Consider the following 21110-nt stretch of genomic DNA (forward strand, 5'->3'; position numbering starts at 1 on the left):
CGTCAGCTTCTGGCGGGTCACATTTTTGTTGTAGCGATAGCATTCCGTACCTTTTCAACGGAAGTTTGGGCTTTTTCTTTCTGCCGCATAATGACTGTCACATAAAGGGCATCAATAATACTCAGCTGTGCAATCCGCGACGCAAGCGCTTCGGAACGATAATCGGTTTCCTCCGAGCTAGTATGCAAGGCAACGTCCACCTGCTGGCCGATAGGGGATTTTGGAAAACCGGTGATGGCGATCGTCTTGGCTCCTGTTTTCTTGACGGTTTGAAGCAGGTGATACGCATCCTTGCTGGCACCTGAATGGGAAAAGATAAAAGCAACGTCTTGATCTGTCAGTTGGGAGGCAGACATGAGCTGTAAATGGGCATCAGGAAACGCAAAAGCCGGCACACCAGAACGAACAAATTTATGGTATGCATCCATTGCGACCATATTTGATCCGCCAAACCCATAAAACTCCACTCTTCTTGCCTCTAGTAGCAAAGTAACAGCTTGCTCCAGCTCTGTCTTTTCCAGAACCTGCAATGTATTTTCCAATGTCCGAATATTGGATTGAAAAATCTTTTCTGCAACCATTTTTGCTTCGTCCGTATCATTTACGTCTTCGTGCAGCATCTTATTGGGAGCGATGATTTCTGGTGCTAATGCAATTTTCAATGCTTGAAAGCCTTTATATCCGATTCGTTTACAAAAACGAGATACAGTAGCATCCGCTACTTCGAGCTGATCTGCTACTTGGCTGATAGTCTGGTGAACAATTTTTTCCGGGTGTTCCAAAATAAAATCTGCTATTTTTTTCTCTTTTTCACTCAGCCGTGGATAGTGGGAGCGGATCCCCATTAAACCTTGTTGTGCCAAGAAAATCAGCTGCCTTTCGTCCTAATTGTATAAGCAGTATAGCACAAATTCATTGAAAGCGGTTGCTATATGAAAATTATTTTCGTATTATGGTATCATAAATAGAAAATTATTTTGAAGGAGCTAACTTATCATGCATATTGGATTAATCGGTCTTGGAAAAATGGGATTCAATCTTGGTTTGAACTTATTAGATAACAACTTCGATGTTGTAGCTTTTGATGTAAGTGAAGAAGCACGTACTAAATTTGCTGAATCTAAAGGATCAGCTGCTAGTTCTATAAAAGAATTGGTAGAACAACTGCCAAGCCCTAAAATCGTCTGGTCAATGGTACCGGCTGGTGAAATTACCGATAAAGTACTGGAGGAATTGAAAGGATACCTTTCTGAGGGAGACATCTTGATGGATGGCGGTAACTCCAACTACAAGCAATCCGTTGAAAGATCAAAAATCTTCGCTGAAACAGGTGTTCATTTCTTCGACGTTGGCACAAGCGGCGGAACTGACGGTGCTCGTAACGGCGTGTGCACAATGATCGGCGGCGATGCAGAAGTATTTAAAACAATTGAGCCGATCTTCCAAGCGATTAGTGTAGAAAATGGCTATCACTATGCTGGTAAAAGCGGCAGCGGCCACTTCCTGAAAATGGTCCACAATGGAATCGAATATGGCATGATGCAGGCGATCGCTGAAGGCTTTGAAGTATTGGAGAAAAGTGATTACGACTTCGACTATGAACAAGTTGCGAAAATGTGGAACAACGGCTCTGTTGTCCGTTCTTGGTTGATGGAACTAGTAGAATCTGCTTTCAGCAAGGATCCGAAACTTGATGCGATTCGCGGTGTGATGCACTCTTCCGGTGAAGGAAAATGGACGGTTGAGACGGCACTGGAGTTACAAGCAGCGACACCTGTTATCGCAATGTCACTTATGATGCGTTATCGTTCTTTGGACGAAGATACTTTCTCTGGAAAAGTAGTCGCAGCACTGCGAAATGAATTCGGTGGACATGCAGTGGTGAAACGCTAAAGAAAAGGGAGGAGAAGACGTTGGCAGCTTCCTATATGATCGGTGTGGACATGGGCACCACAAGTACGAAGGCAGTCCTGTTCACGACCAAAGGCGAGGTAATTGCAAAGGAAGGTATCGAATATCCTTTGCATTCGCCGACAGCTGAAACAGCAGAACAAGACCCGGAAGTCATCTATCAAGCTGTTGTCACAGCAATCCGGGATACGATCCAAGTTAGCGGTGTGGACAAAGCAGCAATCCGCTGCATCTCCTTCAGTTCGGCGATGCATAGTGTAATTGCAGTGGATGCAGACAATAAACCGTTGACAGCATGTATTACATGGGCAGATAACCGAGCGACGAAATGGACGGAAAAGATCAAAGAAGAGACGGATAGCCATAGCATCTACTTGCGCACCGGCACACCGATCCATCCGATGGCTCCTCTGTCAAAATTACGCTGGCTTAAGGAAGAACATCCAGCTACATTTGAACAAGCGGCTAAATTCATTTCGATTAAAGAGTATGTCTTTTTCAAGCTGTTCGGCAGTTATAAGGTCGATTATTCTATCGCATCTGCAACTGGGATGTTCAATTTAGAAGAGCTTGCTTGGGATAAGGAAGCGTTACAGGTAGCTGGGGTTACGGAAGATAAGTTATCTGAGCCTGTTTCGACGACGTATCAATTCATTGGTCTCACAGAGCAAATGGCTGAACTGCTTGGAGTACTGCGGCAAACACCGTTTATCATCGGTGCCAGTGATGGTGTCCTATCGAATTTAGGTGTAGGCGCAGTCGATGAAGGCGTAGTAGCTGTCACAATCGGAACAAGCGGTGCAATCCGTGCTGTAACGGACAAGCCAACGACTGATCCGAAGGGCCGTATTTTCTGTTATGCCTTGACGGAGAATCATTGGGTCATCGGCGGTCCCGTGAATAACGGGGGCGTCGTGCTGCGCTGGGTTCGGGATGAGCTCGGAGCTGCTGAGACAGAAACGGCGGCTAGACTTGGTATTGATCCATACCAAGTGCTGACAAAAATCGCTTCTACGGTGAAACCGGGATCAGACGGCTTGCTGTTCCATCCGTATCTGGCTGGAGAGCGGGCACCGCTTTGGGATGCCAATGCACGCGGCTCATTCTTCGGACTTGGTCTGCATCATAAAAAGGAGCATATGATCCGGGCAGTGCTGGAAGGTGTACTTTTAAATCTGTACTCTGTACTGCTTGCTTTAACAGAATTGACCGGTAAACCGAAAAGGATCCAAGCAACAGGTGGATTTGCACGGTCTGAATTGTGGAGACAAATGATGGCGGATATTTTCGACCAGGAAGTTCATATTCCGGAAAGTTATGAAAGCTCCTGCTTAGGTGCAGCTGTTCTCGGATTATACAGCTTAGGAGATATCGATTCCTTTAATGTCGTGAATGACATGATTGGCAGGACACATCATCATACTCCAGACCCGGAATGTGTTGAAGTGTATCAGGAACTCATGAGTATCTATATTCAGCTATCAAGAAGCTTCCAGACAGAATATGAACGAATCGCTGATTTCCAGCGGAGGATGCTGCGCTAACGCAGCAACTTCCGCCTATAGGTTTGAAAGCGCTTAAATAGAGAGAGGGGAAATCGAGAGATGGAGATCTATCTTTTACTCATGACGTTGTTATCGATTGTGATCGTCATTATTGGTGTCACGTTATTCAAGTGGCATGCTTTTATCAGCTTGACCGTCGCCAGTCTATTCCTTGCGATAACAGCGGGATTGTCATTTGATCAGATTGTCGGAGCATATGAAACGGGTGTCGGCGGCGTGCTCGGGCATCTCGTCGGTATTTTGGCGCTGGGTACCATACTCGGTAAGATGATGGCAGATTCCGGTGCTGGTAATCAGGTGGCAGACTTCTTTGTAAAGATATTTGGTCCGAAAAGATTGCCATGGGCAATGTTTATAGCCGGTTTCATTATCGGAATTCCAGTATTTTTTGAGGTAGGTATTCTGATAGTTCTTCCGCTTGTTATCAGTATCTATAAGACGACAAAGCAGAATATTTTGCTGATCGCTTTGCCGGTCATCGCCGGTCTTTCTATTGTGCACGGACTTGTGCCGCCGCATCCTGGTGCTCTTGCGGCTATCAGTATTTTCGAGGCAGATCTTGGGATGGTATTGTTGTACTCCCTTGTTATCGCTATCCCAGCAGGTATTCTTGGCGGACCGGTATTTGCCAAGTGGGTGCATAAGCGTGTTATTCCACAAGGTGAGCCTAATCTCATTAAAATCACCGAGCCGGAAAGCAAGCCAGGCACAGGTATTAGCTTCTTTGTTATCCTGCTGCCAGTTATATTGATGATTCTATCAGCAATTGGGCCATATCTGCCGCTTCCTAGTTTAGCAGAGAAACTGCTTGTCTTTATCGGAAGTCCGTTAGTAGCCTTATTGATTGCAGTATTTGCGGCTTACTACTTCCTTGGCTTCCGTCAAGGTATGAATAAGGATCGCTTGAAAAAAATGACGGAGGAATGCATTCTTCCGGTTGGTTCCATCATCTTGATTATTGGTGCTGGCGGAGGGTTCAAGCAGGTGCTTATCGACAGTGGAGTTGGTGATACAATTGCACAAATGTCTGAGCATTTATCTCTTTCTCCAATCGTACTCGCATTCATCGTTGCCGGCCTGATCCGAATTGCAACAGGTTCCGCTACAGTTGCACTGACAACAGCAGCAGGAATTGTATCTCCAATCATCGAGCACATGTCAGGCGTAAATCTAGAGCTTCTTGTTATCGCAACAGGAGCCGGTTCCCTCATGTTCTCCCACGTGAATGACGCCGGATTCTGGATGGTCAAGGAATACCTCGGACTTACCGTCAAAGAAACATTCCGAACATGGACCGTCCTCGAAACGATTCTATCGTTTGTTGCATTCGGCGGCGTATTGATTATGGATATATTTGTTTGATATAGTTAATCTCGTTTATATAAGGCTGGGGCAAAAGTGTTTCAGCTAAATAAAAATCCGAACTGTAATGCAAATTTCTCTTAATAGAAATTGCATAAGTTCGGATTTTTTATTTGTTTTTTTAGCTATGACATACCTTTGATTGGATAAAGGATTAGCGTAGGCGGAATACGTAGACTCCAGCGGGAACAGCGCGAGCTGAAGACCCCGCAGCGTGGTGTTTCTCAAACGAAAAGCGGAGAAGACCGTTTAGAAACGTAGAGATATGTAAGAGGCTGAAAGGGTGTTTGTTACCCTGCAGGGCTATTACATATATCGTAGTTTCTGGTCTTTGTAGCTAGACAATGTAGAGGAGGCTGAGGCCGTGCCCGCGGAAAGCGGAGTATTCTGCCGGAGCGGTACACGGGAGTATAGTTTCTAATAGTTAAATTAATTTTGCTTATCAAGAGAAGAAGGATTATGATATCATCATGTGCTTTTCAGGAGAAAAGTAATGCAAAACAAATTTGGATGGTGAAATCAAAAATGAAACGTTTATATTTTCTCACTGTCATTCCCTTCATCGGGATGCTAGGATTCCTCCCGTTCGCAAATAGAGTGGAACCTTTTGTACTTGGCATGCCATTCGTGATGTTTTGGGTGGTCCTATGGACTGTTCTTACATCGGTCATTTTGGCTATCATGTACAAACTAGATCCACGGAATAAAGAGGATGAGAAAAAATGAATATTGCACTTATTATTATATCGGCATTTTTGCTGTTAGCAGTCTTTTTAGGAATCAGATCCACGAAAGGAAAAGACATGGATCTGGAGCAATGGACAGTCGGAGGCAGAGGGTTCAGCGGTATCTTCGTTTTCCTCCTTATGGCAGGTGAAATTTATACAACATTCTCCTTCCTTGGCGGAAGCGGTTGGGCTTATGGGAAAGGAGCACCTGCATTATATGTGCTCATGTATATTGGCTTGTCGTACGTGGTGTCTTATTGGCTCTTGCCGGTCATATGGCGATACGCTAAGGAACACAAACTTGTGTCACAATCCGATTTTTTTGTCAGTAAATTCAACAGCCCGTATCTAGGTGTACTTGTTGCACTAGTCGGGGTGATCGGTATGCTACCTGTCATTGTCGTACAGCTCAAAGGCTTGGGAATCATCGTTTCACAGGCATCATATGGCGCTATTTCTATGCAAACTGCAGTTTGGATTGGCGCCATCAGCTTAACAATATATGTAATGCTATCAGGTGTGCATGGATCTGCATGGACAGCTGCGATCAAGGATATTGTTATGGTAGTCGTCATTTGTTTCCTTGGAATATATCTGCCCTTACATTATTATGGCGGATTCCAGCCTATGTTCGAGGCAGTCCATGCAGCAAACCCTGATTTTCTCAAGTTCCCGGATGAAGGTTACAGTATGACTTGGGTCATCTCTACTGTCTTGCTGCTTGTGCTAGGTTTCTATATGTGGCCGCAAGTGTTCAGTTCCACATATACTGCGAAAAACGAAAAAGTCTTCCGAAAAAATGCGATCATCAGTCCGCTTTATACGCTTATGCTCTTATTCGTCTTTTTCGTCGGAACAGCTGCAATTTTGACTGTACCCGGGCTGGAGGGAGAAGACGTGGATCTCTCCTTATTACGATTATCGATTGAGACATTCGACCCGTGGGTAATAGGCATCATCGGTGGCGCGGGCTTGCTGACAGCATTGGTACCAGGTTCCTTACTGATCATGAACACAGCTACGCTACTCGCGAAAAATATCTATCAAGTGTTTGCGCCTAATACAAGTGACAAGACAATAGGAAAATTGGCGAGACTGTTTGTTCCGGTTGTTTCTTTACTGGCAGTCTACTTTACACTGCATGGTGGAGCAACCTTATCAAATATAATATTGATGGGTTACAGCCTAATGACACAGCTCGCTCCGTCACTATTCTGCAGCTTATGGAAGCGGAACTTCATTAATAAGTATGGAGCAGCAGCAGGTATCATTGCCGGACTAGCTGTTGTGGCTTATATCACAACAAGTCAAACTACATTAGTGGATTTAATTCCATCTCTACCTCAATCATGGAATGATGTGAACACAGGGATCATTGCCTTGGTTGTTAATTGTGTAGTCATGATTGTAGTGAGTTTGGCGACGAGAAGAAAACATGGTTTAGCTGGAAAATAGTTGGTGGCTGGGTCAGAGAGTTTAAGTTAAACAAAAAAACCGAACGGATGCAAATTTGCATCCGTTCGGTTTTTTTATCTTAGATAAATTGAGATTAGAATCGCGCTCGAACCGCAGCCTTCGCGGGGTTGTCTCGCTTTAAAGCAGTTAATCCATAGCTTACAGGTAAAAAACTTTCAATCACTCATACTTTTTTAAGTGGGTGTTTTTGAATATTGCCTAAACTAAAGTTTGCATTGTCAAGTTTAAATTGTTGATTTTTTGTAAAGTTGCTAATATAGAATTGAAAACCCTTACAAAAGGCGTGATATAAGAGAGTAATACGATTAAATTCAATGGAGGTAACAATGAGCAATCTTCTGCGAGTATCGTTACAGGTGAAAATTTTAGGATTAGTTATTTTTCTCTTGCTCCTCGTTTTAAGCCTCGTCACTTTCATGGTTGCCTATATGGAATCGAATGAAGATGTGGAAAAAGCTGAGAACATGGCATTGCAGACGGCCAAAACCGTTTCTTACATGCCGGTAGTCCAAGAAACATTTATCCAGAATAGAGACCCGCAAGATATTAATTATGTTTCGGAACAGATCCGAGAAGAAGTAGGTGCTTCCACCATTAAAGTAGTATCCCGAAACGGAGAAACGATGGGGATTTCAGGCGCAGGCTCACCTGTAGCACCAACGGATTACTACCGAGCCGTCGTGTTTGGCAGCAACTACATCCTTCACACGGGGGAAGGCAATGATGAGATCCTCAAAGGAATTTCACCTATATTAGTCGACTATGGCAATTACAAGAAATTGGAAGGTGCAGTTATAACGGAGTTCCAAATGAATGACATACATAATGAAATCACAGCTGATATAAAGAAAATCATCGCGGCCTCAAGTGCTGTATTTGTCTTAGGAATTGCAGGCAGCTTCTTTCTGGCCCGAAGTATTCGCAAAGATACATTAGGGCTTGAACCGTATGAAATTTCAACCCTATACCAAGAGAGAGATGCTGTTCTCCAATCCGTCAAAGAAGGAATTGTTGCGATTGATCAAAAAGGAATCATAACAATGATTAATGTTTCAGCCCAAGAGTTATTGGACCTTCCTGATCATGCAGAAGGTCAAACGGTATATGAAGTCATAGCTTCTACCCAATTCCTTGAAATGGTCGTTTCTAAAGAAACAATTGTAAATAAAGAGCTGCAATTAAAAGATAAGAATCTGATTGTTAACACAAGGCCGATGCGCATGAAAGATAACGTAATCGGTACAGTTATTAGTTTTAGGGACAAAACCGAGATTAAGAAGATGATTGATGCCCTCTCTGAAGTTAGACAGTATACGGAGGATCTTAGAGCTCAAGCTCATGAATTTACAAGCAAACTATATGTCATTTTAGGGATGATTCAATTAGGGAAACTTCAAGAAGCGATCAAAATGATTCAGGAAGAAACACAAGCTCAACAACAAGTAACAGAAATGTTTTTCAGAAATATCCGTGATGAGAAGGTGCAAGCCATAATACTAGGTAAATTGGCGAAAGCCTCTGAGAAGAAAATTAACTTTAAGATTGAAGAAGGCAGTTCTCTCGAGCCATTACCGGATCATATCCGTCTGACGCCACTTATAATTATCTTAGGCAACCTCATAAATAATGCATTTGATGCTGTTATGGATAAAGAAGAAAAGATTGTCTCATTTTTCGTTACCGACTTAGGGCGGGACATCGTTTTTGAAATAGCAGACAATGGAAATGGTGTTGAAAAAGGTACGGAGCAGCAAATCTTTCAAAAAGGCTTTTCCTTAAAAGGGAATAATCGGGGCTACGGATTAGCCCATGTCACAGAAGAAGTAGAAGTGCTTCAAGGGAATATTGAGATGGATAGCTATGAGCATGAAGGTACAATTTTTACCGTTATTCTGCCTAAGGATAAGGATAAAAGATTTGGGAGGGGTCGTTAATGTGTCATGTTATCATTGCAGAAGACGATTTTCGTGTAGCGCAAATTCATGAAGAGTTCTTAGCCAAAATGCAAAACCTCAAGTTAGTAGGGAAAGCAGGTAATGCAAAAGAGACCTTACAGCTGCTTAAAACCCATGCTGTCGATTTATTACTGCTTGATGTTTATATGCCTGACCAGCTTGGCACAGAACTATTGCCCCAAATCAGGCAGTTACATCCTCGTGTGGACATCATCCTTATTACAGCAGCCACTGATAAAGCCTTTCTAGAAGAAGCATTGGCCTATGGGGTCCAAGATTATCTAATTAAGCCGGTCACAATAGAACAATTTAAAGACTCCTTATCCCGCTATCTCAAGAAAAGGGAAATGCTTCAATCGACTTCTGAGGTTAATAAAGAGATCCTGGAGCAAGTATTCGGAATACATCAACCTGAGCAATCCGTCGCTCTTCTTCCCACAGGAATTGACTTTCGGACACTTGAGAAAATCAAAAAGCTTTTAGAGCAAGAGCATGATGGGATAACTTCTGAAAAAGCAGGAGAAAAAATAGGCGCTTCAAGAACAACTGCACGGAGATACTTGGAATATTTGGTCGGCACTGATGAAGTGAAAGTTGAACAAGTATACGGAATCGTCGGTAGGCCTGAACGGCGATATTACTTGGATGATCAGTCAGACTCAAAATAAACCTGGCGTTCGTAAAGAAAATGCCGTGAACTTAATGAACAAAACGTTCTTTATGTACTTAAAGCATTTAATTTTGTAAACGTTTACATTAATTATTCTACGAGCTAAGATGAATTCACTCAGTCATTCATCTTGGAACCAAGGTGTAGGACAAAAATAATAAGGGGTGCTTATATGAGAAAGTTCGGCATGATTGCTATTTTGTTTCTGCTTCTTTTTATGACAGCCTGTTCGAGCGGCGCTTCCTCAAGTGATGAATATCCTTCTAAAAATCTTGAAATTGTAGCGCCAGCTTCACCAGGTGGTGGTTGGGATTTAACAGCACGTTCGGTTGAAAATGTCTTATCAGGACAAAGTCTGGTTGAAGAAAATATCAATGTGGTAAATAAGCCAGGCGGAGGCGGAGAAGTAGGGTGGAAATACTTAGAATCCAAAGACTCTCATTCCCTGGCAATCAACTCAAGCTTAGTACTGACAAACAATCTTCTTGGCCAAAGTGAAATGACTTATGAGGGTTTCACACCAATTGCAACCTTGGCAACTGAATGGCAATCCCTCGCCGTTCCTCCCGATTCTGAATATGAATCCTCTAAAGAATTGCTGGAGGCGATCAAAGAGGATCCTGCTTCCATCAAAATCGGTGTAGGTCCGGGACTAGGGAATGATGACCATTTATCGCTTGTGCAGGCAGCGAGTGAATTTGGCATTGATCCTTCACAGCTGAATTTCCTCGTATATGAAGGCGGCGGTGATGTAGTAACTGCGCTGCTTGGCGGTCACGTCGATGCAGTCACTACATCGTTATCTGAAGTGAAGGATCAGTATCTTGCTGACAAACTCAATATTCTGGCAGTATCCTCTGATAAACCGGTGGAAGGAATTGAAGATGTTCCAACTTGGACTGATCAAGGGATAGACCTTGTATTCCCTCACTGGAGAGGAATCATGGGACCTCCGGATATGACGGAAGAAGAAATTGCTTATTGGGATGAAAAGCTAAGCGAAATGGTTGAAACCGAAGAATGGCAAGAGGTCTTGGAAAATAATGATTGGGAAGGATTCTATAAAAATAGTGAAGAGACGAAAGCTTTTATGGATGAACAGCACAACTTGTATAAGACGCTGATAGAAGACTCTGGCTTGATTAAATAGGAACAAAAGAGGTGATTTTTAAATGAAAGCGATCAAATTAAGTGTTCCTATCTTCTTTATTCTATTTAGCGCTGTATTTCTAATTGCTTCCTTTAACTTACCAAAGGCAAGCTTAGGAAATCCCAATGCGCCCATATACTTTCCAGCAGGATTAAGCATCATAATGCTGATCTTCAGCATTATCTATCTGTTCCAGGAGCTTAAGAAACTTGATAAAGAAAACAAATATATCAAACAGATGCTTTCTGGAAGAACACCGAAGTTGATAGGCTTTACGATTTTGCTGGGAGTCATTTACGCCTTTGTATTCGATCGCATCGGTTTCCTTTATTCCACCATCCTTTATTTAGGAGGTCTTCTGTTTTATATTAATGGCATCAAAAAATGGCTTGTTAACATCATTGTCACTGTTGCCTTTTCCTTTTTATCATGGTACGCATTCAGCGTTTTACTTGGAGTCAGTTTACCTTAGGAGGTGATGAGATGGACGGAAGCAGTTTTATGGAAGGACTCTTTATTTCCTTGGAACCAATGAACATCTTATGGATTATCATAGGCGGTTTCTTAGGTACGATTGTCGGGATGCTGCCAGGTCTTGGTCCGGCGACAGCAGTTGCCGTATTGATTCCCGTTACATTCGGAATGGAACCGGTCAGTGCGATTATATTGATGGCTGCTATTTATTATGGAGCGATGTATGGTGGATCACGAAGTTCGATCCTTATTAATACTCCAGGGGATGGTTCCGCTATTGCTGCAACATTCGATGGCTACCCAATGGCTAAGAAAGGGCAAGCTGGCGAAGCACTGGCCATATCAGCGGTTGCGTCGTTTATAGGCGGTCTTATTGCTGTTGTCGGATTCATCTTTCTGGCTGAACCCTTGGCCAACTTCGCCTTGGAGTTTGGCCCGGCGGAATATTTCTTATTAATGCTGTTGACACTGTCAGCTATCGTCGCGTTATCCATTGGCAAAATGGTCAAAGGCTTTCTCGCTATGATGCTTGGTCTTACTTTGAGTACTGTAGGGATTGATACGCAAACAGGTGTTTATCGTTTCACGATGGATATCCCCCATTTAAGTGAAGGTATCGATTTCTTGATAGTCATAATTGGGGTATATGCCATTGGTGAAGTACTTTATAATTTGCTGACTATCGATCAAGAGAAAAAAGAAAAGAAAAAGGTCGGTAAGGTCTGGTTTACAAAGGAGCAATGGAAGAGATCGAAATGGCCGATTCTGAGGAGCGGTCCCATCGGTTTCCTGATTGGCGTTCTCCCTGGCGCTGGCGGATCGATTGCATCCATGATCAGTTACACGACCGAAAAGCAGATCTCCAAGAAACCGGAAGAATTCGGGGAAGGTGCACCTGAAGGTCTAGCTGCACCAGAATCGGCTAATAACGCTGCTTCAGTGGGCGCAATGATTCCCCTCCTAACCATGGGTATCCCGGGATCAGGAACGACCGCTGTTATGCTCGGAGCTCTTATTATGCTTGGACTGAGACCTGGCCCGCTGTTATTTGAGCAACAGCCGGAAACAGCTTGGGCTTTGGTCAATAGTATGTTTATCGGTAATATTGCGCTAATCATCATCAATATTCTTTTGGTCGGCTTGCTTGTGAAGATTCTTGATACCCCGGCCAAAGTACTTTACCCAATCATTGTGCTCCTGGCATTCATCGGGACCTATACTTTGAGTTACTCTACAATCGACTTTTTCTTATTGCTTATTTTTGGGTTTTTTGGTTTATTCCTGAAAGTGATGGACTTCCCATTGGCTCCGCTTGTACTTGCTTTGATTGTAGGAGGAGAAATGGAGCAAAACTTCCGGAAGGCCCTATTGTCATCAGATGGCAGCTTAGATATTTTCTTCTCCTCTGGAGTCAGTATCGTTTTATTCGCACTCACCGTAGCGTCTTTGCTGTACCCGCTAATCTTTAAATTTTTCAAAAGAAGGAATCAAGCTAAAAAAACTGACCGGATTTCCAAATCATCTTAATGATATGAAATAGGGAGGAAATAGTTATGTCGAATCAATCAAGCTACGATGTAGTTGTTGTCGGTGCTGGTAACGCTGCTTTATGTGCTGCCATCGCAGCACGTGAAGCAGGAATGACAGTATTGGTTCTTGAGAGAGGAACCGAACAAAAGCGGGGCGGAAATTCATACTTTACGGATGGAGCAATCCGTTTTGCTTACAACGATATCAATGACATAAGAAAACTCATCCCCCGCCTATCCGATGAAGAAGCTGACAAGATTGTCATGCCCGAATACAGCACAAAAGATTATTATGAAGACCTCATGCGAGTAACTGGCGGAAAAAGCACACCAGCATTAGCGAACCACCTGGTCAACGAATCCTATCAGACTATTTCTTGGATGAAAAAGAACGGTGTGGAATTCGAATTGAATTATAGTAATCAATCATTTGAAAAAGAAGGACAATTCCACTTCTGGGGCGGGTTACCTGTTAAGACACACAACATTGGCATGGGGCTGATGACGACGTTGTTTGCCAGAGCTGAAGAGCTGGGAGTGGATATTTGGTACGGCTCGAGGGCAATTGAATTAAAAACGGAGAACGGTAAGATCTCTTCTATTGTAGTGGTGCAAAACGATCAAACGATTGAGGTATCTGCCTCTAGTGCTGTATTGGCATGCGGAAGCTTTGAGGCCAATAAAGAAATGCGCTCTGAACAGATAGGGGAAGAATGGGAAGCGGCGATTGTACGCGGCACGGAATATAATACAGGTGACGGATTGACGATGGCATTAGCTCTAGGCGCTCAAAAGTACGGGGAATGGTCTGGCTGCCACTCCATCGGGACAGACTATAACGCACCAAAGGTAGGGGATTTCACAAAGCCAGGTGATATCTTCAAAAAACATTCCTATCCATTAAGCATCATGCTTAATAAAGAAGGAGAACGATTTGTCGATGAAGGTGCTGACTTCAGAAATTATACTTACGCTAAATATGGCCGGGAAATTCTGAAGCAGCCTGGTCATGTCGCTTATCAAATTTATGACCAGCAAGTCCGTCCAATGTTACGCAAGGAGTATAACCTGGAAGAAGCCAGTTATTTTAAAGCTGACACACTTGAAGAATTAGTCGAGAAGCTTCCGGTGAATAAGGAAGCATTCTTAAACACAATAGCCGAGTATAACGATGCGGTCGAAGAAGGCTATTACAACCCCACTGTTAAAGATGGCAAATCTACACAAGGCATTACACCGCCGAAAACGAACTGGGCATTACCAATTGAACAGGGACCTTTCTATGCCTTTCCTGTTACATGCGGGATTACCTTCTCGTTCGGAGGCGTGCTTGTAAACACAAGCAGTGAAGTGTTAAATGAGAACAGTGAACCGATTTCAGGGTTATTTGCTGCAGGAGAAATGGTAGGCGGCATTTTCTATGAAAATTATCCTGGAGGTTCAGGTCTCATGTCCGGCGCAGTATTTGGCAAAACTGCCGGTACATCAGCTGCTCGTTACGTAGAATCCAAGAATACAAATATACCTTCTTGAAACGGTTGAAGCCACCAGTTTTATGGTGGCTTTTTTGCTTGCTTAACTTTTCTTTAGTTGAGTGGTTTTACGTTTGTACTGCTCCAACACTTGCAATAATGTACTATATAACAGCAGTTACTTCGGTTTATATTCATGTAAGACCACTGTAAAGGAGAGTCAGCATGAATATCACTTCTTTTCTGATTTACTGCTTTATCGTTACATTCACACCCGGACCTACTAATATCGTTATCTTATCAACAGTGAATCAATTCGGTACGAGAAAAGCGATGCGCTATACATATGGAGCGACTCTCGCGTTTGGTTTGCTATTATTTCTATCTGCTATACTGAATGCAGTGCTTGTAACTGTGTTACCGAAAATACTAGTTATATTGCAAATAATCGGAAGTCTGTACATGATATACCTTGCTTATCAAATATATAAGTCAGACAGTTCAAAAAAGAGCAGTCAACTGAATGGCACATTCCTATCTGGTTTCTTTATGCAGTTTTTGAATCCGAAGGTAATTATTTTTACACTAACTGTCATTCCGAGTTTCGTTATGAAAAACTATACGGAAAGTACAGTGATACTGATCTTTGTTGCTGTTATAACGATCATTGGTTTCCTGGCTTTCATTGGATGGGTTCTTTTTGGAACAATCTTTAAGGGATTCCTGCAGAAACATACTAAAGTAGTAAATATACTTATGGCAGCTTTTTTACTCTATGCAGCCTGCATGATATGGATTTAAAAAGCCAGAGGTGACGAAAATGGAAAAGTTCATCTATAAGAAGTCGGCGGGTATCACTGCATTGTCGGCAAGTATGAAAGAATTCACATATAAGAAACATGCGCATAGAGAGTATGCAATGGGTGTCACGTTGCGCGGTATACAACAATATAATTTGGACGGTCACAAGCAATTGTCTTATCCAAATGGCGTGATGCTCTTTAATCCAGAACAGACACATGACGGTATGGCACATGATGAGACTGGCCTTGAATATGTGATGCTGTACTTGGAGCCTGAGTTGCTTCAGGAAATTACAGGGCAAAAGGATTTGATTCGTTTTGCAGATCCAATCGTATACAATGCTGGACTTAAACGGAAGGTATTGAACCTATCTCACGCCATATTAAATGAAAAAGAGGAAGCGTTTTGCAGTGAACTGGCAGTTTCGCTTACAGATACTCTTGCTCGGACTGATCTGGATACAAGCTGCAGGAAAGACAACACATTAATTATGAAAGCCAAGGATATAATTCATAGCAACTTACAAGGTGTACTTAAACTGGATGAAATATGTGATGAATTACAGCTTTCAAAATATAAATTTATTAGATTGTTTAACAATCACACGGGAATTTCACCGTACCAGTATTTCTTAAATAGCAAGGTACAGCAAGCAAAGCAAATAATAGAGAAACACAAAGATATATATGAAGCAGTTGCTGCTTGCGGGTTCGTTGACCTGGCTCATTTGAATAAGCATTTTAAAAGTGTTTATGGAATAACTGCACATGATTATGTGCTGAACATAAGGTAAGGTAATCATTATAGAAATAAAAAAGTCAACTAAAAACTATACCGTTTTATAAGGAAACAACGATTAACAATATTTTTAAGTATAAGAAATGCAGCAACCGCGCTATCGCATCAGATAGCGCGGTTTTTATATTTTTTCTTGCCAATGATGCCAATATCTTCATTCACAATTTTTTTGCTATAAAAGGGATTACTTCTGGGAATGTACCCTTTAGACGCACAGGAGGTGAGCAATCGTTAAACCAAAAGTAGCCAAAACAGCAACGAGGCTCGTAACCGGTGTCCTCAAAAAAGCTATTCCAAAGGAAAAGAAAAAAAACCTTCAAAAAAAAGTTGGGCAGATAGCAAAGGATCAGATAGAAGCATCTTTATCAAATAAGGTAGGGGAAAAAGCGGAAACTGCCGCTTCAAACCTTGAACATATCAAGGAAAACAAAAGTACTGATGTACACGAAAAAGCTCAGCAATCGGCTGATAAGCTGCGGACGAAATTGCTTGGTTGGAAGGATGAACTCCAAGACACTGCAACGCAGATGAAGGACAAGGTAGAAGGTGACCGTAGTTCTGACAGCAAAGGTCCGCAAGTTAAGTCGATTTCTCAAATTAAACATGTTGAGGAATTAAAGAGCTACCGAGATGTGAAAGGACCGGCATCAGTTAAAAAGATGAGCGATGTGAAGAAAAAATAAGAAGGAGTGTTTAACATGGCAGTTCAAAAAAGTACAGATAGTTCCGGCTTAGCGGACGTAATTGACCGCATTTTAGATAAAGGGATTGTAATTGACGCGTTTGTACGGGTCTCTGTAGTAGGAATTGAAATTTTAACAATTGAGGCTAGAGTCGTAATCGCCAGTGTAGATACATGGTTGCGATATGCCGAAGCGGTCGGCCTCTTACGTGATGAGGTACAGAACGAAGGATTGCCGGAACAAAAGAATGAACGAAGCAATTCCTTATTCAGTGTATGAGGAGAGCAGGCTTTAAGCCTGTTTCCTCTTTCATAATTTACTAAAAGGAGGGGAAATATGAGCATTACAGATATCATGAAAAAAGTAAGCAGCTTCTTCGAAGAATATATCGCACCGCCCCATAAGATTACAGCAGTGGAACCGAGACAGGGTGAAGATAGTGCAGACGGATGGGCTGTCATTATCGAAGTATTTGAAGAGCGGGATTATATGAAGAAGTATGCGAAGGACGAGATGCTTGGTGTGTATGCCGTCACACTGAATAAAGATGCAGAAATTGAATCTTATTCTAGACAAAGTACACGTTACAGGAGTGCAGTGGATCAATAATAAAGGAGGCAGCAGAAATGGATGGAACGTATGTATTTTGCGCGGTGAAAAAACCGGTTCAGCCGAGCTTCGGAGATGTTGAATTTGATGGGGTTTCCGGAAGCACATATATGATTACTCATGGGGATATGGCATTTGTAGCGGCTAGAGTTCCGCAGAAAATTTATCATCCTACTAAGGATAATCTAATGGCCCACCAATCTATCCTTTCCTCCGTCATGGAGAAACAGGAAGAGATGATCCCGGTCAGTTTCGGCAATGTTTTTAAAACAGATGAAGATGCCAAGGTGATACTGAAGAAACTCGAACCTCAGTTCACAGAACTATTTCCAGAGATACGCAATAAAATCGAGCTAGGATTGAAAGTGATTGGCAAACAGGAATGGCTGGAGGAGGAAATTCATAAAGATCCTGCTATCGTCAGACTGAAAGAAGCCGTAAGCAAGAAATCCAAGGAAGCTGGATACTATGATCGAATGAAGCTTGGTGAACTAACCCAGAAGTTCTTTACTGATAAGCGCCGGCAAATCGAAGAAGAGATTCTAATGCCGCTTCAGAAGCTCGCTACAGCAGCAAAAGCAAATGAGCCAATCAGTGAGAAGATGCTGCTTAACAGTGCGTTTTTACTGGACAAGGAAAAAGAATCCCAGTTTGATGAAGCAGTCAACGAGCTCCATGACAAATGGGAAGAAAAAGTGGATTTCAAATATTCCGGCCCATGGCCAGCGTATAACTTTATCAATATTCGTTTACAGGTTGAAAAGACGTCATGATGCCTTTTCTGGTCTCTGCACCCATCAAACTACTGATAAAAATCGGGCAGAAGATCAAGGATGAAGCTGACAAGGAGTACTTCGATATCTCTGCTATACAGCAGAAACTGATTCAGCTGCAGATGCTGTATGAATTGGAGGAAATCTCGGAAGAGGCATACAAAGAAAAGGAACAGGAACTTCTGCTGCGCTATGAAGTTGCCAAGCAGCGTGAACTGGATGAGTGGGAAAAGCTTGCTGAAGAAGAAGATAAGGAGTAAGGAACATGGGACAGAAGAAAAATTATATTTATTTATACGGTATTGTACCTGTTTATGAGCTGGATAAAACGCCATTTTCTCCTTTTGCTGGCATTGATAAAGAACATAATGCAGCGATTGCGACATACGGTGACATTGCAGCTATTTATACGGAAGTGGATGCAGAAGCGTATGAAGGGGAAGCATTGGAGTCTAGAATGAAAGACGACCTTGAATGGCTTCAGGAAAGTGCGATGCACCATCATGAAGTGCTGCTTTCTCTACAAAAGAAGTATACGCTGATTCCGATGAAGTTCTGTACGATTTACCTAACTCAGGACAGTCTGGAAGAAAAGCTGCGTGAACAAACAGATACAATACAAAGCCTATTTATCAGAATTAAGGGCAGTGAGGAATGGAATCTGAAAATCTACTGTGATGATGAACCCCTCCGTGAGCACGTCCTGCAGCACAGCCCCAGTATTAAAGAAAAGATGCAGGAGTTAGAGAGTTTGTCTCCCGGCCGTCAGTTCTTTGAAAAGCGGAAAATAGATCAGCTTGTCGAGGCTGAATTAGAAAAAGAGAAGAATCAATTCTGTGAACAGATACATGCGGAACTAACTGAGATTGCTTCAGAAGAGAAAATAAAGACCGCCTGGAGCAAGGACGTCACAGGTCGTGATCTGGAAATGAGCTGGAACAGTGTCTATCTTATCCAAGCGGACCAAGTAGAAGCATTCTTAGATCTTGTTCAACAGAAAAATGAAGAAAGTGCTTCGTCCGGATGGAAATTCGAAGCAACTGGACCTTGGCCAGCTTATCATTTCGTCTATTAGATGGAGGCACAAGATGAATACACGTGAAACGATTGACAAAAACAAGGATGTTTCCTTAATAGATATACTTGATGTCATCCTCGATAAGGGTGTTGCGATAAAAGGAGATTTAATTATTTCAATTGCAGGTGTCGACTTAGTCTATTTGGACTTGCGAGTGCTGATCGCCTCTGTTGAAACGCTAGTGCAAAATCAAACTGGTAATACACGGATGGACATGACATCTGAAGCATTCGATAAACAGAAGGAGGAGCTGGAATATGGAAGTGCAGCAGCCGAAGAGCGGGCGAATCCATTTAGATCCTGATGATGCAGAGCATGGTTTGGCGCAATTGGTCATGACAGTGATTGAATTGCTTCGCCAGATCGTTGAACGCCATGCTATCCGACGCGTGGAAGGCGGAACACTTTCGGATCAGCAAATCGAGGATCTAGGCATGGCATTGATGAATTTGGAATTAAAGATGGAAGAACTGAAACTAATCTTTAACTTGAAGGATGAAGATTTAAATATTGACCTTGGCCCATTAGGGAATCTCTTACCAGGAAAGAAGTGAAATCATGGCAGATCAACAGGTCGTTCAGAGCAACACTAGTAACTTGGTCGATGTTTTGGAAAAAGTACTGGATAAAGGTGTCGTCATTGCCGGAGACATCACAGTAGGGATAGCGGATGTAGAACTGCTTACCATCAAGATACGTTTAATCGTAGCTTCGGTCGATAAAGCAAAAGAAATCGGCTTAGACTGGTGGGAATCAGATCCATATCTATCCTCAAAAGCAGCAGATAGCAATACGAAAAGGCTGCAGGAGGAAAACGAACAGCTTCAGAAACGTCTGGAACTATTAGAACAAAAAATGTCGAACTAAGGAGGAATAGAAAATGAGTGACATGAAAGATAAAGTTGTAGATAAGGCAGTAGTTAAAGCAGCAGATAAAGTAAGGAAGGTAGATAATACCTGGAATCGGACAATTGCAGGTGGTATAGCCGGAGCCTCAATCGGACTACTGACTAGTCCAAATATCGGGAAGAAAATCGCAGGTACCTTCCAATCAGCGAAAGCGAAAGTGAAGGGAAAAGACTTGGGTGAATCAGCTAAGCAAATGAAAGACCAGACCATCAATTTGGTGCAGGATAAACTTAAAAAAGATAAGAGTTCGGACGAAGAACAGAGCACGGAAGAAAAGAACCAGAATGTTACTAACCAGAATGACAAGGACAATCAAGACATTCAACAGGATAACCACAATTCTGGTAACCAGCATTATAACAACAACCAGGACAATGATAAGAGCAATCAGGATAAGCAAGATGATAGCAACAACCAGGACAATCAGAATGATAACAACAATCAGGATAAACAAGAGGATCAAAGCAGCGAGAACAATCAAGCTAATGAGAACCTGCGAGATGAGAATGAGAATCTAAAGCAGAAAATCGAAGAATTGGAAAATAAATTGAACCAGCTCATGAATGACAACACGTCAAGAGAGGAAGATGCTGCGAACAGCAATGGAATAACAATCGTACGACAAGATGACGTAACGAAGTAACTAGGAGGGTTAAAAATGGCTAAAGATGAAATTTTGTCATTCTTTGTACAAGCAGCTAATCATCATGATTTCTCCACGGATATTACACTGCATGTGAAAGGTGCTCTGGTCACCGGGACTATCGTTTCAGCAGCATCTTATTTCTCCAATTTAAAAGACAGCATTTCAGAAAAAAATGATGTGGCTAAGCAATTGAAGGAAGCCTTGAAGCAGGCGGAGGAATCGGCTGACAGCAAGCAAAGTAATGCAGAATATATTCATTTAAAAAATATGTCCACATATATGGCAGAAAATAAAACTACGCCAGCTAATTCTGATCTTTTATGGCGCGGAAAGATAAGCGATATAGATGGATTCTTCCTTGGAAGAATATCAGATGAAGAATAAAGAGAGCGGCTGGGACATAACTAAATTCCCATTGCTTAAAACCGAATGTTATTCTTGAGCGCCGCTTCGGTAGAACACTCCGCTTTCCACGGGCACGGCCTCAGCCTCCTCGTGGAAAGTTCACCACTGCGGGG

25 protein-coding genes are annotated in these 21110 nt (G+C 42.4%); 24 read left to right on the forward strand and 1 reads right to left on the reverse strand.

Annotated elements, in window-relative coordinates; genetic code table 11:
* Window positions 1-17: 17 nt before the first annotated feature.
* Window positions 18-863 carry a MurR/RpiR family transcriptional regulator gene (locus tag AE2B122_RS07355; protein WP_371809505.1) on the reverse strand — a complete coding sequence of 282 codons (846 nt, stop codon included), beginning with the start codon at window positions 861-863 and terminating at the stop codon, window positions 18-20.
* A gap of 133 nt (window positions 864-996) precedes the next feature.
* Between AE2B122_RS07355 and gnd the strand changes: the two genes are divergently transcribed.
* The 24 genes from gnd to gvpU all read left to right on the forward strand — a co-directional run bounded on the left by gnd (window position 997) and on the right by gvpU (window position 20976).
* Window positions 997-1893, forward strand: a complete 897-nt coding sequence (gnd, locus tag AE2B122_RS07360; protein ID WP_175073567.1) for a phosphogluconate dehydrogenase (NAD(+)-dependent, decarboxylating) — start codon at window positions 997-999, stop codon at window positions 1891-1893.
* A gap of 35 nt (window positions 1894-1928) precedes the next feature.
* A complete protein-coding gene (gene gntK / locus AE2B122_RS07365) occupies window positions 1929-3455 on the forward strand; it encodes a gluconokinase (protein WP_175073754.1) in 1527 nt (508 codons plus the stop codon).
* Window positions 3456-3515: 60 nt separating this feature from the next.
* Window positions 3516-4838, forward strand: a complete 1323-nt coding sequence (locus tag AE2B122_RS07370) for a GntP family permease (protein ID WP_175073569.1) — start codon at window positions 3516-3518, stop codon at window positions 4836-4838.
* Between the two features lie 525 nt (window positions 4839-5363).
* Entirely contained in the window at window positions 5364-5564 is a 201-nt protein-coding gene (locus AE2B122_RS07375; RefSeq protein ID WP_095224264.1) for a DUF3311 domain-containing protein, read from the forward strand.
* Window positions 5561-7021: a sodium:solute symporter gene (locus tag AE2B122_RS07380; RefSeq protein WP_175073571.1), complete on the forward strand. Its 1461-nt coding sequence runs from the start codon at window positions 5561-5563 to the stop codon at window positions 7019-7021. Before AE2B122_RS07375 ends, AE2B122_RS07380 begins: the two co-directional genes overlap by 4 nt.
* Window positions 7022-7368: 347 nt before the next feature.
* Complete coding sequence (locus AE2B122_RS07385) at window positions 7369-8976, forward strand: sensor histidine kinase (protein ID WP_175073573.1); 1608 nt, start codon at window positions 7369-7371, stop codon at window positions 8974-8976.
* Window positions 8976-9665 carry a response regulator gene (locus AE2B122_RS07390; RefSeq protein WP_175073575.1) on the forward strand — a complete coding sequence of 230 codons (690 nt, stop codon included), beginning with the start codon at window positions 8976-8978 and terminating at the stop codon, window positions 9663-9665. Before AE2B122_RS07385 ends, AE2B122_RS07390 begins: the two co-directional genes overlap by 1 nt.
* Window positions 9666-9839: 174 nt before the next feature.
* Entirely contained in the window at window positions 9840-10817 is a 978-nt protein-coding gene (locus AE2B122_RS07395; protein WP_095218627.1) for a tripartite tricarboxylate transporter substrate binding protein, read from the forward strand.
* A gap of 22 nt (window positions 10818-10839) precedes the next feature.
* A complete protein-coding gene (locus AE2B122_RS07400) occupies window positions 10840-11289 on the forward strand; it encodes a tripartite tricarboxylate transporter TctB family protein (RefSeq protein WP_095218626.1) in 450 nt (149 codons plus the stop codon).
* 11 nt (window positions 11290-11300) lie between these two features.
* Window positions 11301-12818, forward strand: coding sequence for a tripartite tricarboxylate transporter permease (locus AE2B122_RS07405; RefSeq protein WP_095218625.1), 1518 nt, complete (start codon window positions 11301-11303; stop codon window positions 12816-12818).
* Window positions 12819-12844: 26 nt separating this feature from the next.
* Entirely contained in the window at window positions 12845-14353 is a 1509-nt protein-coding gene (gene tcuA / locus AE2B122_RS07410; protein ID WP_175073577.1) for an FAD-dependent tricarballylate dehydrogenase TcuA, read from the forward strand.
* Window positions 14354-14517: 164 nt separating this feature from the next.
* Window positions 14518-15093, forward strand: a complete 576-nt coding sequence (locus tag AE2B122_RS07415) for a LysE family translocator (RefSeq protein ID WP_095268407.1) — start codon at window positions 14518-14520, stop codon at window positions 15091-15093.
* Between the two features lie 19 nt (window positions 15094-15112).
* On the forward strand, window positions 15113-15889 hold the full coding sequence (locus AE2B122_RS07420) for an AraC family transcriptional regulator (protein WP_175073579.1): 777 nt from the start codon (window positions 15113-15115) through the stop codon (window positions 15887-15889).
* A gap of 490 nt (window positions 15890-16379) precedes the next feature.
* On the forward strand, window positions 16380-16577 hold the full coding sequence (locus AE2B122_RS07425) for a hypothetical protein (protein WP_095218621.1): 198 nt from the start codon (window positions 16380-16382) through the stop codon (window positions 16575-16577).
* 15 nt (window positions 16578-16592) lie between these two features.
* Window positions 16593-16856 (forward strand): gas vesicle protein GvpJ, encoded by a 264-nt coding sequence (gene gvpJ / locus AE2B122_RS07430; protein ID WP_095218620.1) that lies wholly within the window; start codon window positions 16593-16595, stop codon window positions 16854-16856.
* A gap of 57 nt (window positions 16857-16913) precedes the next feature.
* Window positions 16914-17186, forward strand: coding sequence for a gas vesicle protein GvpO (gene gvpO / locus AE2B122_RS07435; RefSeq protein WP_095268409.1), 273 nt, complete (start codon window positions 16914-16916; stop codon window positions 17184-17186).
* A 17-nt stretch (window positions 17187-17203) separates the two neighbouring features.
* Window positions 17204-17959, forward strand: coding sequence for a GvpL/GvpF family gas vesicle protein (locus AE2B122_RS07440; protein WP_175073580.1), 756 nt, complete (start codon window positions 17204-17206; stop codon window positions 17957-17959).
* Complete coding sequence (locus AE2B122_RS07445; protein WP_095218617.1) at window positions 17956-18219, forward strand: gas vesicle protein GvpG; 264 nt, start codon at window positions 17956-17958, stop codon at window positions 18217-18219. The genes AE2B122_RS07440 and AE2B122_RS07445 overlap by 4 nt, the downstream gene beginning before the upstream one ends.
* 5 nt (window positions 18220-18224) lie before the next feature.
* Complete coding sequence (locus AE2B122_RS07450) at window positions 18225-19034, forward strand: GvpL/GvpF family gas vesicle protein (protein ID WP_175073582.1); 810 nt, start codon at window positions 18225-18227, stop codon at window positions 19032-19034.
* 13 nt (window positions 19035-19047) lie between these two features.
* Window positions 19048-19341, forward strand: coding sequence for a gas vesicle protein (locus AE2B122_RS07455; RefSeq protein ID WP_175073584.1), 294 nt, complete (start codon window positions 19048-19050; stop codon window positions 19339-19341).
* Entirely contained in the window at window positions 19295-19591 is a 297-nt protein-coding gene (locus tag AE2B122_RS07460; protein WP_038564390.1) for a gas vesicle protein K, read from the forward strand. The genes AE2B122_RS07455 and AE2B122_RS07460 overlap by 47 nt, the downstream gene beginning before the upstream one ends.
* Before the next feature lie 4 nt (window positions 19592-19595).
* Window positions 19596-19904 (forward strand): gas vesicle protein, encoded by a 309-nt coding sequence (locus AE2B122_RS07465; RefSeq protein ID WP_095218614.1) that lies wholly within the window; start codon window positions 19596-19598, stop codon window positions 19902-19904.
* Window positions 19905-19917: 13 nt separating this feature from the next.
* Entirely contained in the window at window positions 19918-20589 is a 672-nt protein-coding gene (locus AE2B122_RS07470) for a hypothetical protein (protein ID WP_175073586.1), read from the forward strand.
* Window positions 20590-20604: 15 nt separating this feature from the next.
* On the forward strand, window positions 20605-20976 hold the full coding sequence (gene gvpU, locus AE2B122_RS07475; protein ID WP_175073587.1) for a gas vesicle accessory protein GvpU: 372 nt from the start codon (window positions 20605-20607) through the stop codon (window positions 20974-20976).
* Window positions 20977-21110 lie beyond the last annotated feature (134 nt).

The organism is Terribacillus sp. AE2B 122, assembly GCF_902497585.1.
Taxonomy (GTDB): Bacteria; Bacillota; Bacilli; order Bacillales; family Amphibacillaceae; genus Terribacillus; species Terribacillus saccharophilus_A.

What these genes read in the sequence shown, in the direction of transcription:
- AE2B122_RS07390 (WP_175073575.1), top strand. Translation starts at nt 8,976, where the DNA reads ATGTGTCATGTTATCATTGCAGAAGACGATTTTCGTGTAGCGCAAATT.
- AE2B122_RS07440 (WP_175073580.1), top strand. Translation starts at nt 17,204, where the DNA reads ATGGATGGAACGTATGTATTTTGCGCGGTGAAAAAACCGGTTCAGCCG.
- AE2B122_RS07460 (WP_038564390.1), top strand. Translation starts at nt 19,295, where the DNA reads ATGGAAGTGCAGCAGCCGAAGAGCGGGCGAATCCATTTAGATCCTGAT.
- gnd (WP_175073567.1), top strand. Translation starts at nt 997, where the DNA reads ATGCATATTGGATTAATCGGTCTTGGAAAAATGGGATTCAATCTTGGT.
- AE2B122_RS07445 (WP_095218617.1), top strand. Translation starts at nt 17,956, where the DNA reads ATGATGCCTTTTCTGGTCTCTGCACCCATCAAACTACTGATAAAAATC.
- AE2B122_RS07405 (WP_095218625.1), top strand. Translation starts at nt 11,301, where the DNA reads ATGGACGGAAGCAGTTTTATGGAAGGACTCTTTATTTCCTTGGAACCA.
- gvpJ (WP_095218620.1), top strand. Translation starts at nt 16,593, where the DNA reads ATGGCAGTTCAAAAAAGTACAGATAGTTCCGGCTTAGCGGACGTAATT.
- gntK (WP_175073754.1), top strand. Translation starts at nt 1,929, where the DNA reads ATGATCGGTGTGGACATGGGCACCACAAGTACGAAGGCAGTCCTGTTC.
- tcuA (WP_175073577.1), top strand. Translation starts at nt 12,845, where the DNA reads ATGTCGAATCAATCAAGCTACGATGTAGTTGTTGTCGGTGCTGGTAAC.
- AE2B122_RS07380 (WP_175073571.1), top strand. Translation starts at nt 5,561, where the DNA reads ATGAATATTGCACTTATTATTATATCGGCATTTTTGCTGTTAGCAGTC.
- AE2B122_RS07470 (WP_175073586.1), top strand. Translation starts at nt 19,918, where the DNA reads ATGAGTGACATGAAAGATAAAGTTGTAGATAAGGCAGTAGTTAAAGCA.
- AE2B122_RS07385 (WP_175073573.1), top strand. Translation starts at nt 7,369, where the DNA reads ATGAGCAATCTTCTGCGAGTATCGTTACAGGTGAAAATTTTAGGATTA.
- AE2B122_RS07465 (WP_095218614.1), top strand. Translation starts at nt 19,596, where the DNA reads ATGGCAGATCAACAGGTCGTTCAGAGCAACACTAGTAACTTGGTCGAT.
- gvpU (WP_175073587.1), top strand. Translation starts at nt 20,605, where the DNA reads ATGGCTAAAGATGAAATTTTGTCATTCTTTGTACAAGCAGCTAATCAT.
- AE2B122_RS07455 (WP_175073584.1), top strand. Translation starts at nt 19,048, where the DNA reads ATGAATACACGTGAAACGATTGACAAAAACAAGGATGTTTCCTTAATA.
- AE2B122_RS07400 (WP_095218626.1), top strand. Translation starts at nt 10,840, where the DNA reads ATGAAAGCGATCAAATTAAGTGTTCCTATCTTCTTTATTCTATTTAGC.
- gvpO (WP_095268409.1), top strand. Translation starts at nt 16,914, where the DNA reads ATGAGCATTACAGATATCATGAAAAAAGTAAGCAGCTTCTTCGAAGAA.
- AE2B122_RS07415 (WP_095268407.1), top strand. Translation starts at nt 14,518, where the DNA reads ATGAATATCACTTCTTTTCTGATTTACTGCTTTATCGTTACATTCACA.
- AE2B122_RS07420 (WP_175073579.1), top strand. Translation starts at nt 15,113, where the DNA reads ATGGAAAAGTTCATCTATAAGAAGTCGGCGGGTATCACTGCATTGTCG.
- AE2B122_RS07450 (WP_175073582.1), top strand. Translation starts at nt 18,225, where the DNA reads ATGGGACAGAAGAAAAATTATATTTATTTATACGGTATTGTACCTGTT.
- AE2B122_RS07370 (WP_175073569.1), top strand. Translation starts at nt 3,516, where the DNA reads ATGGAGATCTATCTTTTACTCATGACGTTGTTATCGATTGTGATCGTC.
- AE2B122_RS07395 (WP_095218627.1), top strand. Translation starts at nt 9,840, where the DNA reads ATGAGAAAGTTCGGCATGATTGCTATTTTGTTTCTGCTTCTTTTTATG.
- AE2B122_RS07375 (WP_095224264.1), top strand. Translation starts at nt 5,364, where the DNA reads ATGAAACGTTTATATTTTCTCACTGTCATTCCCTTCATCGGGATGCTA.